At 51.9% G+C, this 16388-nt stretch carries 19 protein-coding genes; 10 read left to right on the plus strand and 9 right to left on the minus strand.

The window, feature by feature from the left end:
- The first annotated feature begins 39 nt into the window (after window positions 1-39).
- Window positions 40-1080 (plus strand): LD-carboxypeptidase, encoded by a 1041-nt coding sequence (locus tag ARCH_RS05760; protein WP_013170343.1) that lies wholly within the window; start codon window positions 40-42, stop codon window positions 1078-1080.
- 138 nt (window positions 1081-1218) lie between these two features.
- Window positions 1219-1785, plus strand: coding sequence for a flavodoxin domain-containing protein (locus ARCH_RS05765; protein ID WP_013170344.1), 567 nt, complete (start codon window positions 1219-1221; stop codon window positions 1783-1785).
- A gap of 124 nt (window positions 1786-1909) precedes the next feature.
- Here the strand turns inward: ARCH_RS05765 and ARCH_RS10330 are convergent, their stop codons facing one another.
- Entirely contained in the window at window positions 1910-2047 is a 138-nt protein-coding gene (locus tag ARCH_RS10330; RefSeq protein ID WP_013170345.1) for a hypothetical protein, read from the minus strand.
- A 142-nt stretch (window positions 2048-2189) separates the two neighbouring features.
- On the opposite strand from ARCH_RS10330, the gene ARCH_RS10335 reads away from it, so the two are divergent.
- Complete coding sequence (locus ARCH_RS10335) at window positions 2190-2384, plus strand: sigma factor-like helix-turn-helix DNA-binding protein (protein WP_231958042.1); 195 nt, start codon at window positions 2190-2192, stop codon at window positions 2382-2384.
- 431 nt (window positions 2385-2815) lie between these two features.
- Here ARCH_RS10335 and pdxT read toward each other — a convergent pair whose 3' ends face one another.
- Complete coding sequence (gene pdxT, locus ARCH_RS05775; protein WP_013170347.1) at window positions 2816-3448, minus strand: pyridoxal 5'-phosphate synthase glutaminase subunit PdxT; 633 nt, start codon at window positions 3446-3448, stop codon at window positions 2816-2818.
- Window positions 3449-3452: 4 nt separating this feature from the next.
- On the minus strand, window positions 3453-4331 hold the full coding sequence (pdxS, locus tag ARCH_RS05780; RefSeq protein ID WP_013170348.1) for a pyridoxal 5'-phosphate synthase lyase subunit PdxS: 879 nt from the start codon (window positions 4329-4331) through the stop codon (window positions 3453-3455).
- 252 nt (window positions 4332-4583) lie between these two features.
- Here pdxS and ARCH_RS05785 point away from each other — a divergent pair, with 252 nt between their 5' ends.
- Window positions 4584-5231: an HD domain-containing protein gene (locus ARCH_RS05785; protein WP_013170349.1), complete on the plus strand. Its 648-nt coding sequence runs from the start codon at window positions 4584-4586 to the stop codon at window positions 5229-5231.
- Here ARCH_RS05785 and ARCH_RS05790 read toward each other — a convergent pair.
- The 3 genes from ARCH_RS05790 to ARCH_RS05800 all read right to left on the minus strand — a co-directional run bounded on the left by ARCH_RS05790 (window position 5203) and on the right by ARCH_RS05800 (window position 8008).
- The gene (locus ARCH_RS05790) at window positions 5203-6072 is read right to left on the minus strand and encodes a metal ABC transporter permease (RefSeq protein WP_013170350.1); all 870 of its coding nucleotides are present in this window, start codon (window positions 6070-6072) and stop codon (window positions 5203-5205) included. The genes ARCH_RS05785 and ARCH_RS05790 overlap by 29 nt on opposite strands.
- Window positions 6069-6812: a metal ABC transporter ATP-binding protein gene (locus tag ARCH_RS05795; protein WP_013170351.1), complete on the minus strand. Its 744-nt coding sequence runs from the start codon at window positions 6810-6812 to the stop codon at window positions 6069-6071. The genes ARCH_RS05790 and ARCH_RS05795 overlap by 4 nt, the downstream gene beginning before the upstream one ends.
- Window positions 6813-7051: 239 nt before the next feature.
- Window positions 7052-8008 carry a metal ABC transporter substrate-binding protein gene (locus ARCH_RS05800; RefSeq protein WP_041640383.1) on the minus strand — a complete coding sequence of 319 codons (957 nt, stop codon included), beginning with the start codon at window positions 8006-8008 and terminating at the stop codon, window positions 7052-7054.
- Window positions 8009-8151: 143 nt separating this feature from the next.
- Here ARCH_RS05800 and ARCH_RS05805 point away from each other — a divergent pair, with 143 nt between their 5' ends.
- The 6 genes from ARCH_RS05805 to ARCH_RS05830 all read left to right on the plus strand — a co-directional run bounded on the left by ARCH_RS05805 (window position 8152) and on the right by ARCH_RS05830 (window position 14058).
- On the plus strand, window positions 8152-9303 hold the full coding sequence (locus ARCH_RS05805) for a DUF2207 domain-containing protein (protein WP_013170353.1): 1152 nt from the start codon (window positions 8152-8154) through the stop codon (window positions 9301-9303).
- Window positions 9304-9449: 146 nt separating this feature from the next.
- The gene (locus ARCH_RS05810; protein ID WP_111724893.1) at window positions 9450-10556 is read left to right on the plus strand and encodes an LssY C-terminal domain-containing protein; all 1107 of its coding nucleotides are present in this window, start codon (window positions 9450-9452) and stop codon (window positions 10554-10556) included.
- Between the two features lie 80 nt (window positions 10557-10636).
- Window positions 10637-11998, plus strand: coding sequence for an endonuclease/exonuclease/phosphatase family protein (locus tag ARCH_RS05815; RefSeq protein WP_013170355.1), 1362 nt, complete (start codon window positions 10637-10639; stop codon window positions 11996-11998).
- A 173-nt stretch (window positions 11999-12171) separates the two neighbouring features.
- Window positions 12172-12552 carry a GntR family transcriptional regulator gene (locus ARCH_RS05820; protein WP_013170356.1) on the plus strand — a complete coding sequence of 127 codons (381 nt, stop codon included), beginning with the start codon at window positions 12172-12174 and terminating at the stop codon, window positions 12550-12552.
- Window positions 12545-13249, plus strand: a complete 705-nt coding sequence (locus ARCH_RS05825; RefSeq protein ID WP_013170357.1) for an ABC transporter ATP-binding protein — start codon at window positions 12545-12547, stop codon at window positions 13247-13249. Before ARCH_RS05820 ends, ARCH_RS05825 begins: the two co-directional genes overlap by 8 nt.
- Complete coding sequence (locus tag ARCH_RS05830) at window positions 13246-14058, plus strand: hypothetical protein (RefSeq protein WP_013170358.1); 813 nt, start codon at window positions 13246-13248, stop codon at window positions 14056-14058. Before ARCH_RS05825 ends, ARCH_RS05830 begins: the two co-directional genes overlap by 4 nt.
- A 103-nt stretch (window positions 14059-14161) precedes the next feature.
- Here ARCH_RS05830 and ARCH_RS05835 read toward each other — a convergent pair whose 3' ends face one another.
- From ARCH_RS05835 to ARCH_RS05845, 3 genes are read right to left on the minus strand one after another with little or no spacing between them, the layout of a single operon-like run.
- Complete coding sequence (locus ARCH_RS05835) at window positions 14162-14911, minus strand: amino acid ABC transporter ATP-binding protein (protein WP_013170359.1); 750 nt, start codon at window positions 14909-14911, stop codon at window positions 14162-14164.
- The gene (locus ARCH_RS05840; RefSeq protein WP_013170360.1) at window positions 14911-15579 is read right to left on the minus strand and encodes an amino acid ABC transporter permease; all 669 of its coding nucleotides are present in this window, start codon (window positions 15577-15579) and stop codon (window positions 14911-14913) included. Before ARCH_RS05840 ends, ARCH_RS05835 begins: the two co-directional genes overlap by 1 nt.
- Window positions 15576-16388, minus strand: a complete 813-nt coding sequence (locus tag ARCH_RS05845) for a transporter substrate-binding domain-containing protein (RefSeq protein WP_013170361.1) — start codon at window positions 16386-16388, stop codon at window positions 15576-15578. The genes ARCH_RS05840 and ARCH_RS05845 overlap by 4 nt, the downstream gene beginning before the upstream one ends.

The following is a 16388-nucleotide window of genomic DNA, read 5'->3' on the forward strand; positions in this document are numbered from 1 at the left end:
TTTACGGCCCACCTCCATTCAAACGCTAGAGTAGAGAGCATGGCTAGACTTATTCCTCCTTGCGTTAAACCTGGCGATCGCGTTGCCGTGCTCTCCCCTGCGTGGGCCGCACCTGCCTACTTCCCGCAGCTCCACGAACAGGCGCTCGGCCGGATCCGAAGCGAATTTGGGCTGGAACCGGTGGAATTTCCGACCACGCGAGCCATGGGGGCGAGCGTGGCAGAGCGCGCCGCAGATGTGAATGCGGCATTCGCCGATCCGAGCATCCGGGCTATTTTCACCACCGTTGGCGGAGACGATCTGATTCGCGTGGTGCCGCTGCTTGATCCCGAGTTGGCGCTGGCCGATCCCAAGCCATTCTTCGGATATTCCGACAACACCAACATTCTTGCCTGGCTGTGGCAGCACGGTATTGGCGGGTTCCACGGCGGCGGAACACAACTTCACCTGGGGTCTGGCCCGGGGCTTGATCCGATCCACGTTGAGACGTTGCGGGGTGCTCTTTTTGGCGACGATGTGGTGGTGGAATCTGTTGATGCGTCTGAAGATTACGGGCTGGATTGGTCTGATCCACGGGCATTAAGTGAGGCGAGCGTGCGCGAACCCGCTATGCCGGTGGAATTCTTTGGGAATGATTCGATCGTTCGTGGCCCAACGTGGGGCGGATGCTTGGAAGTGATCGATCAGATGGCGTTGGCTGGACGATTGCCTGACGCGAGCGATCTTGCCGGGCATGTGTTGATGTTTGAAACGTCGGAGCTGCTGCCGCCGGCGGATTATGTTGGGCGATGGATCCGGGCGTTAGGCGAACGCGGATATCTTGAGGCGGCTAGCGCGTTGATGTTTGCTCAGCCTGTTGTAGACGATCGGGACGCACCTGCACCAGATTACGTGAAAGAGGCTAGACGGATGGCTTATCTGGAATATGTGTTGTCCAACATTAGTCAGTATCGGAATGATCTTCTGGTGGTAACAGGTGTCCCGTTCGGGCACACCCGCCCACAAGCGATTCTTCCATATGGCGGCGAGGTGACGCTCGATCCTGAAAACGGCACAATTACGGCGCATTTCTCCAGATAATAACCCTTACCTAACTTTATATGTCGCTAACATCCCGGTAAAATATGAGAGTTCGCACCAAAAGAGCTCAGCTTACACCTAAGTTATAGCTCAACATGAATGAATTTTCTTAGCACCAAATCGGAAAGTGTCGCAAACATGAAACGCTCGATCGTCATCTACTCCTCCATCACCGGATTCGCCCGCACCTACGCCCAGTGGATCGCAGAAGAATTGGATGCCGATCTCTACACGCTCGCCGATCTGATTCCAGCCGTGAAAAATGGCAGCGTGCGGTTAGCAAATTATGATCTGATCGTTTACGGAGGCGGCGTGCGCATGGGGGTTATCCGCGGATTCGATACGTTCCGCAAGATGATCAAAAAAGCTGGCCTAGCCACGTCAAAGAAGATTATCGTGTGGGCAAACGGCGGCACACCACAGCACCCAGATCGCGATTATCGTTCGGCAGCCCGCACCTTCAATCGCACCGAACTTGCCCGCGAAGATTACTCCTATTTCTACTTTGAAGGCGGAGTCCGCTACGAAGGCTTAAACCCTATCGAAAAGGCTCTTCTTAAAACGTTCGCCAAGCGCATCCAGAAATACCGCGATCGCGGAGAATGGGCTGTGGCCGTAGCAGACCATATCGCTGAAGGTTACGACCACACCAACCGGGATGCTATCGCGCCACTCATTGCCCGCAGCCGTGAAATCCTTGGCTAAGCCCACCATATATGCCGGCCTTATAAGAACGTGAGACCTGCACAATGATGGGGAATACGGCACGCCCTCCGAATATATCGGGAGGGCGTGCCGTATTTGCATAGTTTATGCAGGCGTTAAACGATCACTTGCCGTCATGCATCTTCTTATCTTTCATCTTGCCGTCATGCATCTTGCCATCATCCATCTTGTCATCAGAACCGCATGCAGCAAGGCCAGCCATCAACGCAACAATTGCACCAGCAAAACGACGAGCCTTCATATTTTCTCCTTCAGAGATAGTTTTCCTTCATCAAGCCCAACCGGCTCACTTTCACACATTATTCGGAGCCGATGCCATATCAGAATGGAGATATTTGTGTGGCAGAAGGCGCCTCGATTCGTGGCCGAACGAGGGTTGGCTTGTGACGATCGCGCGCCGGCGGATTGTTGACCGTGTCCGATCGGCCCAGGCCGTCCGCGTCCACAATCAAAATCGGTTTTATACCGGTTTGACGTATCGCGAGATTGCGGAGCGTCAGCAGGTTCCATTGGGCACGGTGAAAACCCGGATTCGGGATGGTTTGGCACGGATGAAGAGAATTTTGAAGGAGGAGTGATAAAGAAGAAGGCTCCGAACGTTGAAATACCTGACAGCGTTGCAGAGTTTTTGGGGCTGGGCCGGTATCGCCTTCTGTTCGTGATTCGTTGCTGGCACAGCTTGATTCGGTGCCGCAAGAAGAGGTGCCGGTGGGCACAGAAGCATCGGGTTTGCGTGCGGTGCCGGCGGATTCAGTTCCAGCCGCCGCCCAGCCCACCAGTGATCCGATACGTGGAAGATTGACGACGACGGGGCTACCACCCCAACCGCTCCCCAGTCTCATTCATGGACTTGAGCGATTGTTGAACCTGCGTAGACCCTGACCATAATCGAAATAGTGGCAATATTTGCCACTATTTCGATAATAATCAGCATTACCGAAACGTAGGTACTCAAAAGGCTGGTTGGGAGCACCCCGCAGTGCTCCCAACCAGCCTTAACGCCAGCCCCTTACAACATTTGTGCAAAAAGCCGGTAGATGCTCAAGTCTTCATCGAGTTCTGGATGGAAGGTGGCGCCGATCTGGTTGCGGTACCGGGCAGCTACGGGGGTGCCGTTTGGCAAGGATGCCAGTACGTCTACCCCATCGCCGAGTTCGACCAGGTGAGGAGCCCGAATGAAGGTCATCGGGATCTCGGTTCTGCGTTCGCCATCATGCAACACACCGTCAGTGATGTGAAAGCTACCTAACTGCCGCCCGTAGGCATTGCGGACAACACTCACCGGCATAGTGGCAAATCCATGAACTTCTACGCGGGACGTGGTTTCGGCCGCGGCTTCAACACCCGCAACTGGCCCATTGGCAACGTGCTGTGCCAGCAAGATCAGGCCTGCACAGGTTCCGAACACTGGCATGCCATCTTCAAGTTGAGCCCGCAACGGATCGAACATGCCGAGTTCGCGAAGAAGCTTCGATTGCACGGTACTTTCTCCGCCTGGCAGTACTAGCCCGTCCAAGCCATCGGCCACATCTGCGCCTTGCCGGAGTTCAACAGCACGTACGCCGAGTTCCTCCAAACGCCGCGAATGTTCAATGAATGCGCCTTGAACGGCCAGTACACCAACGGTTTTCACGCCTGCCACCCGATCACTTACCGCGTTCTGCCATGAGGAGATCGATTTCGGATTCGTTGATGCCAACCATAGCTTCCCCCAAATCTTCGGAGAGTTCAGCGATCAGCTTCGCATCTTCAAAGTTGGTTACAGACTTCACGATTGCTTGTGCGCGCTTGGCCGGATCGCCAGACTTGAAGATGCCCGATCCCACGAACACGCCTTCAGCACCAAGCTGCATCATCAACGCAGCATCGGCAGGGGTAGCAACGCCGCCTGCCGCGAAGTTCACAACTGGGAGCTTGCCGTTTTCGTGCACGAACTGGAGCAGATCAACTGGCACGGCCAACTGCTTGGCTTCTTCAAAGAGTTCATCGGCGCGCATGTTCATAACCTTGCGTATCTGCGATTGAATCAAGCGCATGTGGGTGACAGCCTGAACAACATCGCCAGTGCCAGGTTCGCCCTTGGTGCGGATCATGGAGGCGCCTTCAGCAATACGGCGGAGGGCTTCGCCAAGATCCTTCGCGCCACACACGAATGGCACAGAAAAATCATTCTTGTTGATGTGGTAGACGTTATCGGCTGGGGAGAGAACTTCGGATTCGTCGATGTAATCGATTTCCAAGGCTTCCAGGATTTGGGCCTCTACGAAGTGGCCGATACGTACCTTGGCCATGACTGGAATGGACACTGCGTTCTGAATTTCCTTGATGAGGCGTGGATCGCTCATGCGCGATACGCCACCTGCTGCACGGATATCAGCCGGGATACGCTCAAGTGCCATCACTGCGCAAGCTCCGGCTTCTTCTGCAATTCGGGCTTGCTCTGCATTAGTGACGTCCATAATCACGCCGCCCTTGAGCATTTGAGCAAGTTGCTTGTTTAATTCGAACCGTGAGTTCTGAGTCATTACCCTTACCCTTTTAACGTTTTGGTATTTCAGAAAACACTATACGCGAGCTCACGTCCCTTGACTAAGAGAGTCCATTATCAGCTTACTTGTGAAGAAAAGCACCTTTGTTAGAGCACGTGTTGAGGTACCGACGCCGATGTGGCGGATGCGTACCAGCTTGCGAATCCGTTGCATCTGGGATCCCTACAGTTTTCTGCCCTATCGATCTGATAGTGTTCTTGGCGAAAGCCGCTATCTCTTGGAGCTGATATGACAATCGAAGCCGTTCATGACTACGCCTACCGTATTTATGCTCAGGATAAATCCGGGCACGGCATGGATCATATTAACCGAGTAGTGGCACTGTGCCGGCACATCATTGCAGATATGCCAGCAGATGCTGATATCGATTCGGATATCATCCTCACTGCAGCCTACGTTCACGATACGATCGATCCCAAGGTTGTCTCGGACGTTCCGAAAGCCCGCCAAGATTTAATAGAGTTTCTTGAGTCCCAGAATTATCCTGCGGAACAACAAGCAGAAATCTTCCACATTATCGATCACATGTCATTTTCAAAGAACCTTGCCCAACGCCAGGAGCTCACCCTCAACGGTCAGATCGTGCAGGATGCCGATCGGCTCGATGCTATCGGCGCCATCGGCATCGCTCGCGCCTTCTACTACGGCGGTTCGTTCGGAGATGATCTCTACGATCCAACAATCGCACCACGTGACCTCACAACCGAAAAGAATTACCGCACTCATTCCACCGTGATCAACCACTTCTATGAAAAACTCTTCACGCTCAAGGAAGCCCTCAACACACCGGCGGCCAAGAGAATCGGTGAATTACGAGACGAGAGAATGCGCAGTTTCGTCGTCGATTTTATCTCCGAATGGAACGGGCGCCCGTAAGCAACCGGCCCATCCCCAAACCATGCGGCGAAAAAACGTACACGATCGCAAATACGCATCCGTGTGCCAACACAACCGTGGCGCCTGACGCCATGTTGTACCAGTACGAAACGTAAATCCCGATCGTCACACTCAACGCGGACGTGAGCGGGGCAATCCACAGCATGCGGCCAAACGATTGCGTCAACAAAAACGCGGTAGCGCCCGGAATAATCAGCAACGCGACGATCAAAATCGCGCCCACTGCCTGCATCGCAACCACTACGGTCATCGCCAAACAGATCAGGAGCAAGGCGGAAAGACGCTTCGTGGACAAGCCAATCGCGCTCGCGTGAATCGGATCGAACGCAAACAAGGTAAGATCCTTACGTTTTACAATCACGATCACCGCTGCCAACGGAGCCAACACCACAACCTGCCACAAGTCAGCCTGTGTGATGCCCAGTAAATCGCCAAAAATAACATGCTGCAAATGAATATGGCTTGGGAACACGGAAATCAACACCAAACCCAACGCGAGCATCGTGGTAAACACAACGCCCATCACCGTATCTTCCTTCAGCCCCGAACCGTTACGCACCACTGCAATCAACGCAACGCACACGATCGCAGCAATAAACGCACCCACCGAAAACGGTAAGCCCACGATATACGCCAACACGATTCCCGGCACCACGGCGTGAGAAAGCGCGTCCCCCATTAGCGACCAGCCAACCAACACCAGCCAACATGACAACAGAGCGCACACCGACGCCGCCAAAATAGTCACAGCGAAACCACGAACCATAAACGTATGGCTCCACATTTCAACGAATGTGGCATAAAACCACTCCAACGTCATCGTATGTCCTCCGCTTCAGGTGTTGTGAAAGCCAACGCAAGATTGTGCTGGGATAAGGTGGCTGTCGGTTCTCCCCTGCCTACGATCTTGCGGTTCAACAAGGCCACTTCATCTGCGAAATCTGGGATGGTGGACAGATCGTGCGTAGACACCAACAACGTGGTGCCCGAACGCGCTAACCGTTGCAACAATTCAGTAATCACAGCGGCAGACGTGAAATCCACGCCGGCAAATGGTTCATCAAGCAGCATGACTTCTGCGCCTTGGGCAACTGCGCGGGCAACGAAAGCACGCTTTCGTTGCCCGCCAGACAGAGCGCCGATCGGACGGTTTTCTAGGCCGGTGAGGCCAACAACGTCTAAAGCCTTCGCCACGGCATCTTTATCTGTTTGGGATGGTTTGCGGCGCGGGCCCATCAGCCCGTAGCGCCCCATCATCACCACGTCATAGATAGAGAGCGGGAAGCGCGGATCGATTTCCTCATTTTGTGGAACATAGCCAATTTTTCCTGCTTTGCGGGCTACTTTGGGTTCTTGCCCGGAAACCATGATCGTCCCCTGGGAAATTGTCACCAAGCCCATGATTGACTTGAAGAACGTGGATTTACCCGAACCGTTCATGCCTACGATCGCGCAGATTTTCCCTGGCCCTATCGAAAAATCGATGCCAGTAAGGGCACGGACATCCCCGTATGAGACGTGGACGCCCTGGACGTCAAGTGCAGCTTGTTGCAGGTTCAATGTTTTCCTTAACTGCTCACGTGTTAATCAATTCCTCTACAAAGTTTATCCCACCAGCATGCCAATATTAATAGAAACTCACATTAAAGTCCGTCACATCAAACTTTTAACTCCACGATCAAACGTCTCACAGAACAGCATATGGGGTACAAAGATGGACCTGCGGCCAGAATGTGAGATCCCTACTCTCACGTTCTAGCCGCAGGCCCTATTGGAGGTCCATCACAGCGTAGGTGTTCTTAGTTAGACTTCCCAGTCAAACCTTTTGTGATGGTCTCTGCGTCGTAACGCAGAAGATCGAGGTATGTTGGCACGTCACCGTCCGCTCCTGATAAGGAATCGACGTAGAGGACCCCACCAAACGGTGTACCGGTGGCTTCAACAACTGGCTTCATCTTGTTATCAACAGTGGATTCGCAGAAGACCGCTGGAACTTTCGATTGCTTCACAAAGTTCTCCACGTCCGCCATACGTTGAGGAGTAAGTGCACCTTCAGCATTCACGCCCCAGAGATACTTTTCCGTAAGCTTCATATCACGAGCGAGATAAGAGAAGGCCCCTTCGCAGGTAACGAGCGCGCGATGTTCAGCCGGAATGGAAGCCAGTTCGGATTCCATCTTTTCCTTCACACTCGCGATTTCCTTCTTATATTTTTCGCCGTTTTCCTTATAGAATTCCGCGTTCTTCTTATCAATGGAAGATACGGCCTTCACAATGTTATCGACGTAGAATTGGGCAGCCGTAGGAGACATCCATGCGTGTGGATTCGGCTTTCCTTCGTAATCACCTTCCGCAATGGCGATTGGCTCTACCCCTTCAGAGAGATCGAAGTGCGGCACCTTAGTATCGGCAACGAAACGTTCAAACCAACGCTCTAGGCCCAGGCCATTATTAAGGATCAGATCCGCTTTTTCAGCTTTCTTAATATCGGCTGGGGTTGGCTGATAATCGTGGATTTCCGCATCCGGTTCAGTGATCGAAGCGACGGACATCTTATCCCCCACAACGTTATTCACCATATCTGCGATAACCGTGAAGGTTGTGAGAACAACAGGTTTGCCATCTTCCTGAGTGGACGACGACGTGGCCGATTCTGCCTTAGCAGCTGGCTTTTCGGATGTTGAACATCCGCCGAGAGCGAGTGCACAACTTGCAACAAGTGCCGGAACAATACGCACGAACTTCTTGATATTCATAACCATTATCTTAACTACGCACACGTCCTACTTACAAGTTCGCAAACTCAAACATTTCGTTCCGCTAATCACGCACTCTCGACTGAAATGATACAAACTCCCCTCCCCCAGTCCGATCCTCATTTCACGATAGTATTAGAGCCATGAAAGAACGTGTAGTGAGCCTTTTAGCTGTAGCCACCGTTTTGTCTACACTGCTAGCTTTACCTGCTAGCGCGTTCGCCTACTCCTTGTCCAGTATTACTATTGACGTCAAACTAGATGCCCACGGCAACGGATTGATTTCCGACGCTCGCACATTCGAGGCATCTGATTCGCTCAATTTCACTACCAATGAATTGATTGCTCGCGCTACCGAGGGTTCCACATTTGCTACAGGTTCGATCGAATCTGATCCGCCTCCTTCGTGGCTTCTTGCGCTCTTGATTGGTAGCGGAATCGTTGGTGCGGGAACAATCGTGACAAGCATAGTTAAGGCGGCACGTAACGCTCGCGTTGAGCGTGGGGATGGAACATATTGGCCTTCGATCCCGTTTTGCGAAGATCCTCAGCTTCTCACCGAGTTGATGGGGTGGCACGATGGTGTCTTTTTACCCGCAGTTACGTTGGATTTGATTCGTTGCGGGGCGCTTTCATTATCGCCATCATCAGTGGTAGATGACGACGACGAAGCTACCGCCAACTCTATGATGACGCTCGATATGAGCAAGTGGCCAACAAAAGCGGCATCAGATTCACTCTTGTTGGATATTTTCACTCGTGCTTTTAACGGCAATACGATTCGCAAAGTAAGCGATATTCACGACTACATTGACGAACATTCAGACGACGTGGATTCGTGGATTGAATCTGTTCGAACCGAATCGCGCGACTATTTAGCATCACATCTTTATACCCGCACTGAAGAGAAACGATGTATTTTCTCCTCCACGGCAACTGTACCAACTCCTACTGGAGAGCTTCTCAAGGAACACGGTTTCAAACGCTATCTGGCACACTATGCTGACCTGACTGATGATCGAGATATCACTACAGATTTATGGGATCGCTACATGGTGTGGGCTACCTGGCTAGATATTAATGAAGATGCACACGAAGAAATGGAATCGTTTACCACCGAGCATCCTGAACACTCGTCCATTCTTCCTTTCATGATCTACAATTCACACACCCACAACGTCCAGACTCTTTTCAACAATGATTCCGCAGCTGCACGTCATGGTTTGGGCGGATCAGCATCATTTACTGGTGGCACAGGTTCGTTCGGTGGAGGAACCGGAGGGGGTACTCGCTGATGTCGCTTTCTTATCCGCGCCCCTCAACTCCCCCGATATATTCTGCATCCGCGTATCCTTCTACTCCTTCGCTTCCACGCAGGTCATTCAGTCAATTCATTGCAGCTGCCTTCTTTGTGATTGCGCTATTGTGTGGAGCATGGCTTATGGTGCTGATTGCCTTTCACATCACGCACGGAGCATGGTTTACTAACCTCATTATTTTCTGGGGAGTTCTGACCTATCTTGTTCTTCCCCGATTACATCAAATATTCACGTTCCTCTATGTACCCGATTATTTCATTGGCAGAACACGCACTAACGATGGAGTACTAGGGGATCCAATAAATCTAGCTTTCGATGGCAGTGCAGAGGATCTGTGTGCAGCGATGGAACAAGCCGGATGGGTACGTGCCGATCCTATTACGATTCGTTCCACTATCGGAATTATCATGTCCACGCTTAAACGCTCGTCGTATCCAAGCGCCCCAGTCTCCGATCTGAACCTGTTTGGGCGAAAACAAACATATGCATTTCAACAAGATGTGGGCGGGAATGCGATCAAACGCCATCACATTCGCTTCTGGCACGTGCCTCATGGCTGGCGTTTGCCTGGAGGAGAAAAAGTTTCTTGGGTAGCTGCCGCCACATATGATCGTTCGGTTGGTCTCAACTTTTTCACCCTCCAGGTAACGCATAAAATCGACGCGCATATTGATGCTGAGCGTGATTACGTTATCAATACTTTGCGCTATGCTGATCCTTCAATCTCAGTACGCGTCATCAAAAACTTCTCTACCGCATACCATTCATGGAATGGCGGCGGTGATCCAATCTATACAGATGGCCATATGCCAATCGTTGATGTGCGTGGAACAGCTCAACGAAACTCCTATTCGCTCCCGCCAAAGAAACCACATTCACACGCTATCCCTCCAGCTCCTTTATGGTTTTCTACAATTCTTGTGGGTCTTTTGGTGACTAACGCTATCGCGATGATGGCCGATGGCAACCCGCTAGGTTGGACTCCTGCACTAAGCGCAGCCCTTACGTCCGTTATCTTACTTTTCACTTTTCAACGAAAACGTTGGGCATGGTTACTGTTCATGACGTATTCCACGCTCCTATGCGTTGCCGCACTCTTATCAATCACTACTTTCTTGCCACACGACGAAACATCGTTTGTTGTGGCAGCGCTTTCGGTACTCGTCCTCGTGACAATATCGGACGAAAAAGTTCGACGATGGGTGAACACTCCACGAAAAACACGTTAAGTATTCCAGTTCAGCTTTGAGACTGGTAGAGTCAAAAACCCGAGCATTCGGTCCACCCAACCATCTCTGAGAGGGAATCGATGAATCTACGTCGAATCTTAGCTACGTCCACAGCCGTGCTCACATTAGGGGCACTCACTGTTCCTGCCGTCGCTGCTGAAAAGCCGGCAAGCAACGTCGTCGTCGCAACGTTTAACGCAAGCCTCAACCGCGAAAGCGAAGGCGAACTACTCAAAGATCTCGCGGCACCAGGAAACCCGCAAGCTAACAACGCAGCTGAAACAATCCAACGAATCAACCCAGATATCGTACTCGTGAACGAATTCGATTACGATCCCGAACACAAAGCGATGGATCTTTTCCGGAAAAACTATCTGGAAGTTTCCATCAACGGATCCACTCCCGTAACGTACCCATACGCATGGACCGGACCAGTCAACACAGGTGTTGATAGCGGCTACGATCTAGACCACAACGGAAAACTAGGCGAGCCAAGTGACGGCTGGGGCTATGGAAAATTCCCAGGCCAATACGGATTCGTGGTTTACTCAAAATATCCAATCGATGCGAACTCCGTACGTACGTTCCAAAATTTCCTCTGGAAAGACATGCCTGGAAATAACCTGCCAGTCGCAGAAGATGGAACCCCATGGTACAGTGACGAAATCCTTGAAAAGTTCCCACTTTCCTCCAAGACTCACGCAGATATTCCAGTAAATATCAACGGAACTACCGTGCACGTACTCGCCGATCATCCAACCCCACCAATCGATGGCAACGGGCCAGAACGCAGAAACTCCCGCCGCAACTTTGACGAAATTCGTATATGGGCAGACTACATCTCTGGCAAAGCTGACTACTTGTACGATGATGCCGGCGTAAAGGGTGGCCTCGCGGACGGCGCAAACTTCGTCATCGTTGGCGATCACAACTCCGATCCAAACGATGGCAATTCATGGCCAGGAGCAATCCAACAGCTCCTCGATAACCCGCGTGTTGTGGACACGAAGCCATCATCAGAAGGTGGCCTCCGCGAAGCAGAACTTCAAGGCGGCGTTAACCGTGAACATAAGAGCGATCCGCAACTAGATACCGCTGATTTCGCTGAAGGAAAAGGCCCTGGAAATCTCCGTGTCGATTACGTGTTGCCGAATTCCGGAACTGACGTACTTGATTCCCGCGTGTTTTGGCCAACACGTGATAATGAATATTTCCGCCTCACGGGGCTGCACCCATTCCCAACATCTGATCACAGGTTGGTCTGGGCAAAGCTTCACTTCCCTGGCATGCCTGCCGAAGAAACTCCCGCTGAAAAGCCAGTACAGAAAGAAGCCAAGCCAGGCGAACTTGCCAATACAGGCATCTCTGGATTCTTGCCAGTGGCAGCACTTGCCATCGGCTTAATCGGTGCCGGATTGATTACTGCTCGTAAGCGTTCATAACGCTCGCATATACACTCGGTTTGGGGGCGTCCCGGCTGGGGCTGTATCGCAACAAGCGATACAGCCCCATTTTTATACCATCTTGTTCTATCAGCTTGCTCTATCGCCTTGACGAAACTCACAAAACATGAGACTGTATTACTGTATTAATACAGCGATACAGATAGGTGATTATGTCAGTCGACGACTCTCGCCCCATCTGGATCCAACTAGTCGATACCTTCAGCCGCAATATTGCGGCAGGAGATTGGCCAGCAGGAACCAAAATACCCAGCGTCCGCGAACTCGCACTCGCGGCCGAAGTCAACCCCAACACGATCCAACGTGCACTCACACAACTCGATTCACTCGGCCTCACAACCGCTGAACGAGCACAGGGCCGTTTCGTCACCACAGATACAGCCCTGATCGTGCGCGCCCAACACGATCTTGCAACAGATGCAACGGACGCCCACGTCGTCGCCCTCTCAGCACTCGGGCTTTCACTCAACGATGCACTCGAACTCTTACGTAGCCGTTGGGATCGTTCATCGTCAAAGGAGAATCATGAATAGCACACCGCTCATTCGCGTAACAAACCTGACAAAGATGTACCAGCATAACGCGGCACTCGATAATCTTTCACTCACCATTAAACGCGGAAAAATTGTTGGCCTTATTGGAAAAAATGGCTCAGGAAAAACCACCCTTCTCAAAATTCTGGCCGGCCTACTCGCTGATTGGAATGGGAGCGTAACCATCAATGGAATCGCGCCAAGCCCAGAAACCAAAGCCCACGTCGCATTCCTACCATCAACACAATTCCTCGATCAAAAACTCACTATCCCCGAAGCTATCGCACTCTTTGAACGCTTCTTCCCTGATTTCGATCCGGAAAAGGCTCGTACACTCATAGAATTCTTCCAGCTCCCCCACGATCGTACGCTCAAAGAAATGTCCAAAGGCATGAGCGAAAAAGTGCAGATCTCACTGGTCATGGCACGCAAAGCAGACGTCTACCTCCTAGATGAACCCATCTCAGGCGTTGACCCCGAAACTCGCACAATCATACTGAACGGAATTTTACGCGATTTCTCTGACGATTCCCTCCTCCTTATCTCCACTCATCTTGTAGCAGACGTGGAGGCGATTTTAGACGACGTGGTGATCCTCGATAATGGACGGCTCATCTGTCAAGCGAACGTAGACGATCTGCGCACCGAATATGGAATGTCACTCGATCAGATCTGCCGGAAAGGAATTCTCAAATGATTCAGTTACTTCGCCAAGAATCGATAGCGCTTACTCGAAACATTCTCTCCTACCTCGGCATCATGCTCCTGGTAATCACAGTTTGCTTCGCAATCAGTGCAACAAGCCTTCCGCTCTTATCCGGCCTTGCAACAACAACCATCATCATCGTAACCATCATTACCCCTCAATTGGCGCTCGTATACCTCGCCACTCGCTACTGGGCAACTATGCATGGCGATAGCGGCTACTTCACTCACGCAATCCCAGTTAGAGCATCCACCATTTTCTGGGCAAAAACGCTCTACGCAATCGTTGCAACATTCCCTTCTCTTATCGTGACGATCCTGGGCGTATGCGCGTTCTTTATCTCACGCGGTTGGGCGGCGGGCGCAACAACACAAAGCATCTGGTCTGGAATGGTCGAAACATTCGAGGCCCTCCCCACCTCACTGCTCCTTGCAGGGGCCTTCCTTGCCATGATTACCATCATCAACATTGCTATCAGCGTGGCGGGAACAATCAGTTTCTGCGCTCAAGATAAATACATCCGGCACGGATTCGCAGTACCTACGATCGGACTGGTTCTTTACTACTTCGCCTACCAGATCAGCGGCCTTCTTGGCGCACTACTTATTCCTGGAAGTATCAACGTATCCAATGGTTCGTTCACATGGCAGCTCATGCTGACGGACTTCATCAACGCAATACAACACGATCAACAGCCACAGGTTGTGGGTATAGGAATAGTTCTCACATCTACTGCCCTTACAGCCGTGATCGCGTGGCTCGGCATTCGTTCGCTACGGAACCATCTATCACTACGGTAATGGTGGCGCTATAGTAGCGGTGTATTGATCGGCAGTGCCACATAAGGCCGCTGATCAATACACCGCTATTTCAGCTCTATTTCAGCCCCGCACTCCTGCGCTCCTACGCATCAAACACCTGCCGGAACTTCACAATGCGCTCCTGATCCGTAGAAAAGAACTCGGTAGCGCACCCATCGAACCCAATCACACCATCTTGCATGAAGATAATGCGATCAGCGATCGTCCGAGCAAACCCCATATCGTGAGTCACAAGAACAATAGCCGTATCGCCTTCGGCAACACGCTGCAACACTGTACGAACTTCGGAGGCGAGCTCGGGATCGAGAGCCGATGTTGGTTCATCGCACAACAAAAACTCTGGTTCCATTGCCAACGCGCGAGCAATTGCCACACGTTGCTTCTGACCGCCTGACAGCTGGTACGGGTAAGCATCCTCACGGCCACTCAACCCAACCGTGGCGATCAGTTCACGCCCCAACGCACACGCATCTTTTTTTGCCATGCCGCGAGCCTTAATCGGCCCTAGCGTCACATTTTCTAGCACAGTCAAGTGAGCGAACAGCTGAAAATCCTGGAACACCATCGCGGAGTGGCTACGGACGGTACGCTTATCATCCTTCGTAAGCTTCTTCGAAAAATCCACCGTGCAGTCCGAAACGCTCAACGTTCCACTGTCTGGAGTTTCAAGCAGGTTGAGCGTACGTAACAACGTAGATTTTCCAGAACCCGATGGCCCTAAGATAACTGTGGTTTCGTCCGGATCAAAATCGATACTCATGTTCTGAAGTGCGGTGACCTCAGAACCGTCCTTCGCAGTAAAACGTTTAGTCAGCGAATCAACGCGTAGCATCAGTTGGCCTCCACAAACTTCGAAGTCCGCTTTTCAAGCCAATGCTGCCCAGCGGTCAAAACGGAATTGATCATCAAGTAAATAAAGGCAACTTCCACATACAACAGCAATGGTTCGAAGGTGACAGCCGCGAGCTGTTGGCCTCGCAAGAACACATCCACCAATGTAATCGACGATACTAACGATGTCCCCTTCACCAAATCGATGAAATCAGATGACAGCGGCGGAATCGCGATCCGGAATGCCTGCGGCGCAACAATCGACCACAAGATCTGCCGATGCGTCATATTCAGAGATTGCCCAGCTTCCCACTGACCACGCGGCACGGCTTTCAACCCTGAGCGGAGGGCTTCGGCGGTGTAGGCACCGGCGTTGAGCGCGAGGGTCATGATGGCCACCGGCCAGGCGTCAATCACAATGCCTGCACGCGGCAACCCGTAGAACACGATGAAAAGCTGTACGAGTAGCGGCGTGCCACGGAAAATCCACACATATACGGCACCGATCTGGGCCAATACTAAGATCCGTTCGAATCGCACCACGGCCACCAAACCGCCAAGCACAAGCGCAATAACGAACGAAATCAGTGCCAGTGGAATCGTCACAGTGACTGTGGCAGCTAAGAGTGCGGGGAGTGAATCAGCCCACAGGCTCAGAGCGTCGGTCATTTGGTACCTGCTTGTGGTTGTGCCGAGATGTCTTCACCAACGTATTTTTTGGTGATTTCTGCGATGGAGCCGTCTTTGAGGCGTTTGGTGATTGCAGCGTTGAGTTCTTTCAGGAACGCGTCTTCACCTTTTTTCACTAAGATGGAGCAGCATCCTGGAGTTTCGACTTCCCCATCGAGGAGCCGGATTGCCGATTTGGGGTTGTTTTCTGCGTAGAGTTTGAACGTGACGAGCGAGTTGAGCGTGGTGTCTGCGCGCCCTGCCGATACCAGATCGATTGCTTGGACGAAGCCTTCAACGGGAACGATGTCTAGTTTGTATGTTTCTTTGGCGAGCATTCCCAAGTTTGAGGTGGTGCTTTGGGCGGCTTTTTGGGTTGTGAGATCGTCGATTGAGGTGAGTGGCGAATCGGCTCGTACGGCGAATTTGGCCACGTCACGCGTGTATGGCACGGTGAAATCGTATTTTTCCTTGCGTTCGTCTGATACCGCAAGGTTGTTGATTACTACGGGGTATTTTCCGGCGTCTACGCCCGCGATGAGGCCGTCCCATGGGGCAACAGTGAATTTGACGTCCGCTCCCAGATCTTTCGCCAAAAGTTTCATAATATCTACTTCGATTCCGGCTAGGTTTCCGGATTCATCAGTGTAGGAGTATGGACGGTAGGTGCCTTCGGTTCCCACGGCAATAGTTTTAGTTGCTTTTGTGGTTTCGAGGAGCTTTCCGGCCGGCGTTGCTGTCGTGGTGGAGCAGGCGGCTAGCATGAGGGTTGCGATAGCTATGGCACTGATTCGTTTCGTGGCGGACAT

This window comes from Arcanobacterium haemolyticum DSM 20595 (assembly GCF_000092365.1).
Classification (GTDB): Bacteria; Actinomycetota; Actinomycetes; order Actinomycetales; family Actinomycetaceae; genus Arcanobacterium; species Arcanobacterium haemolyticum.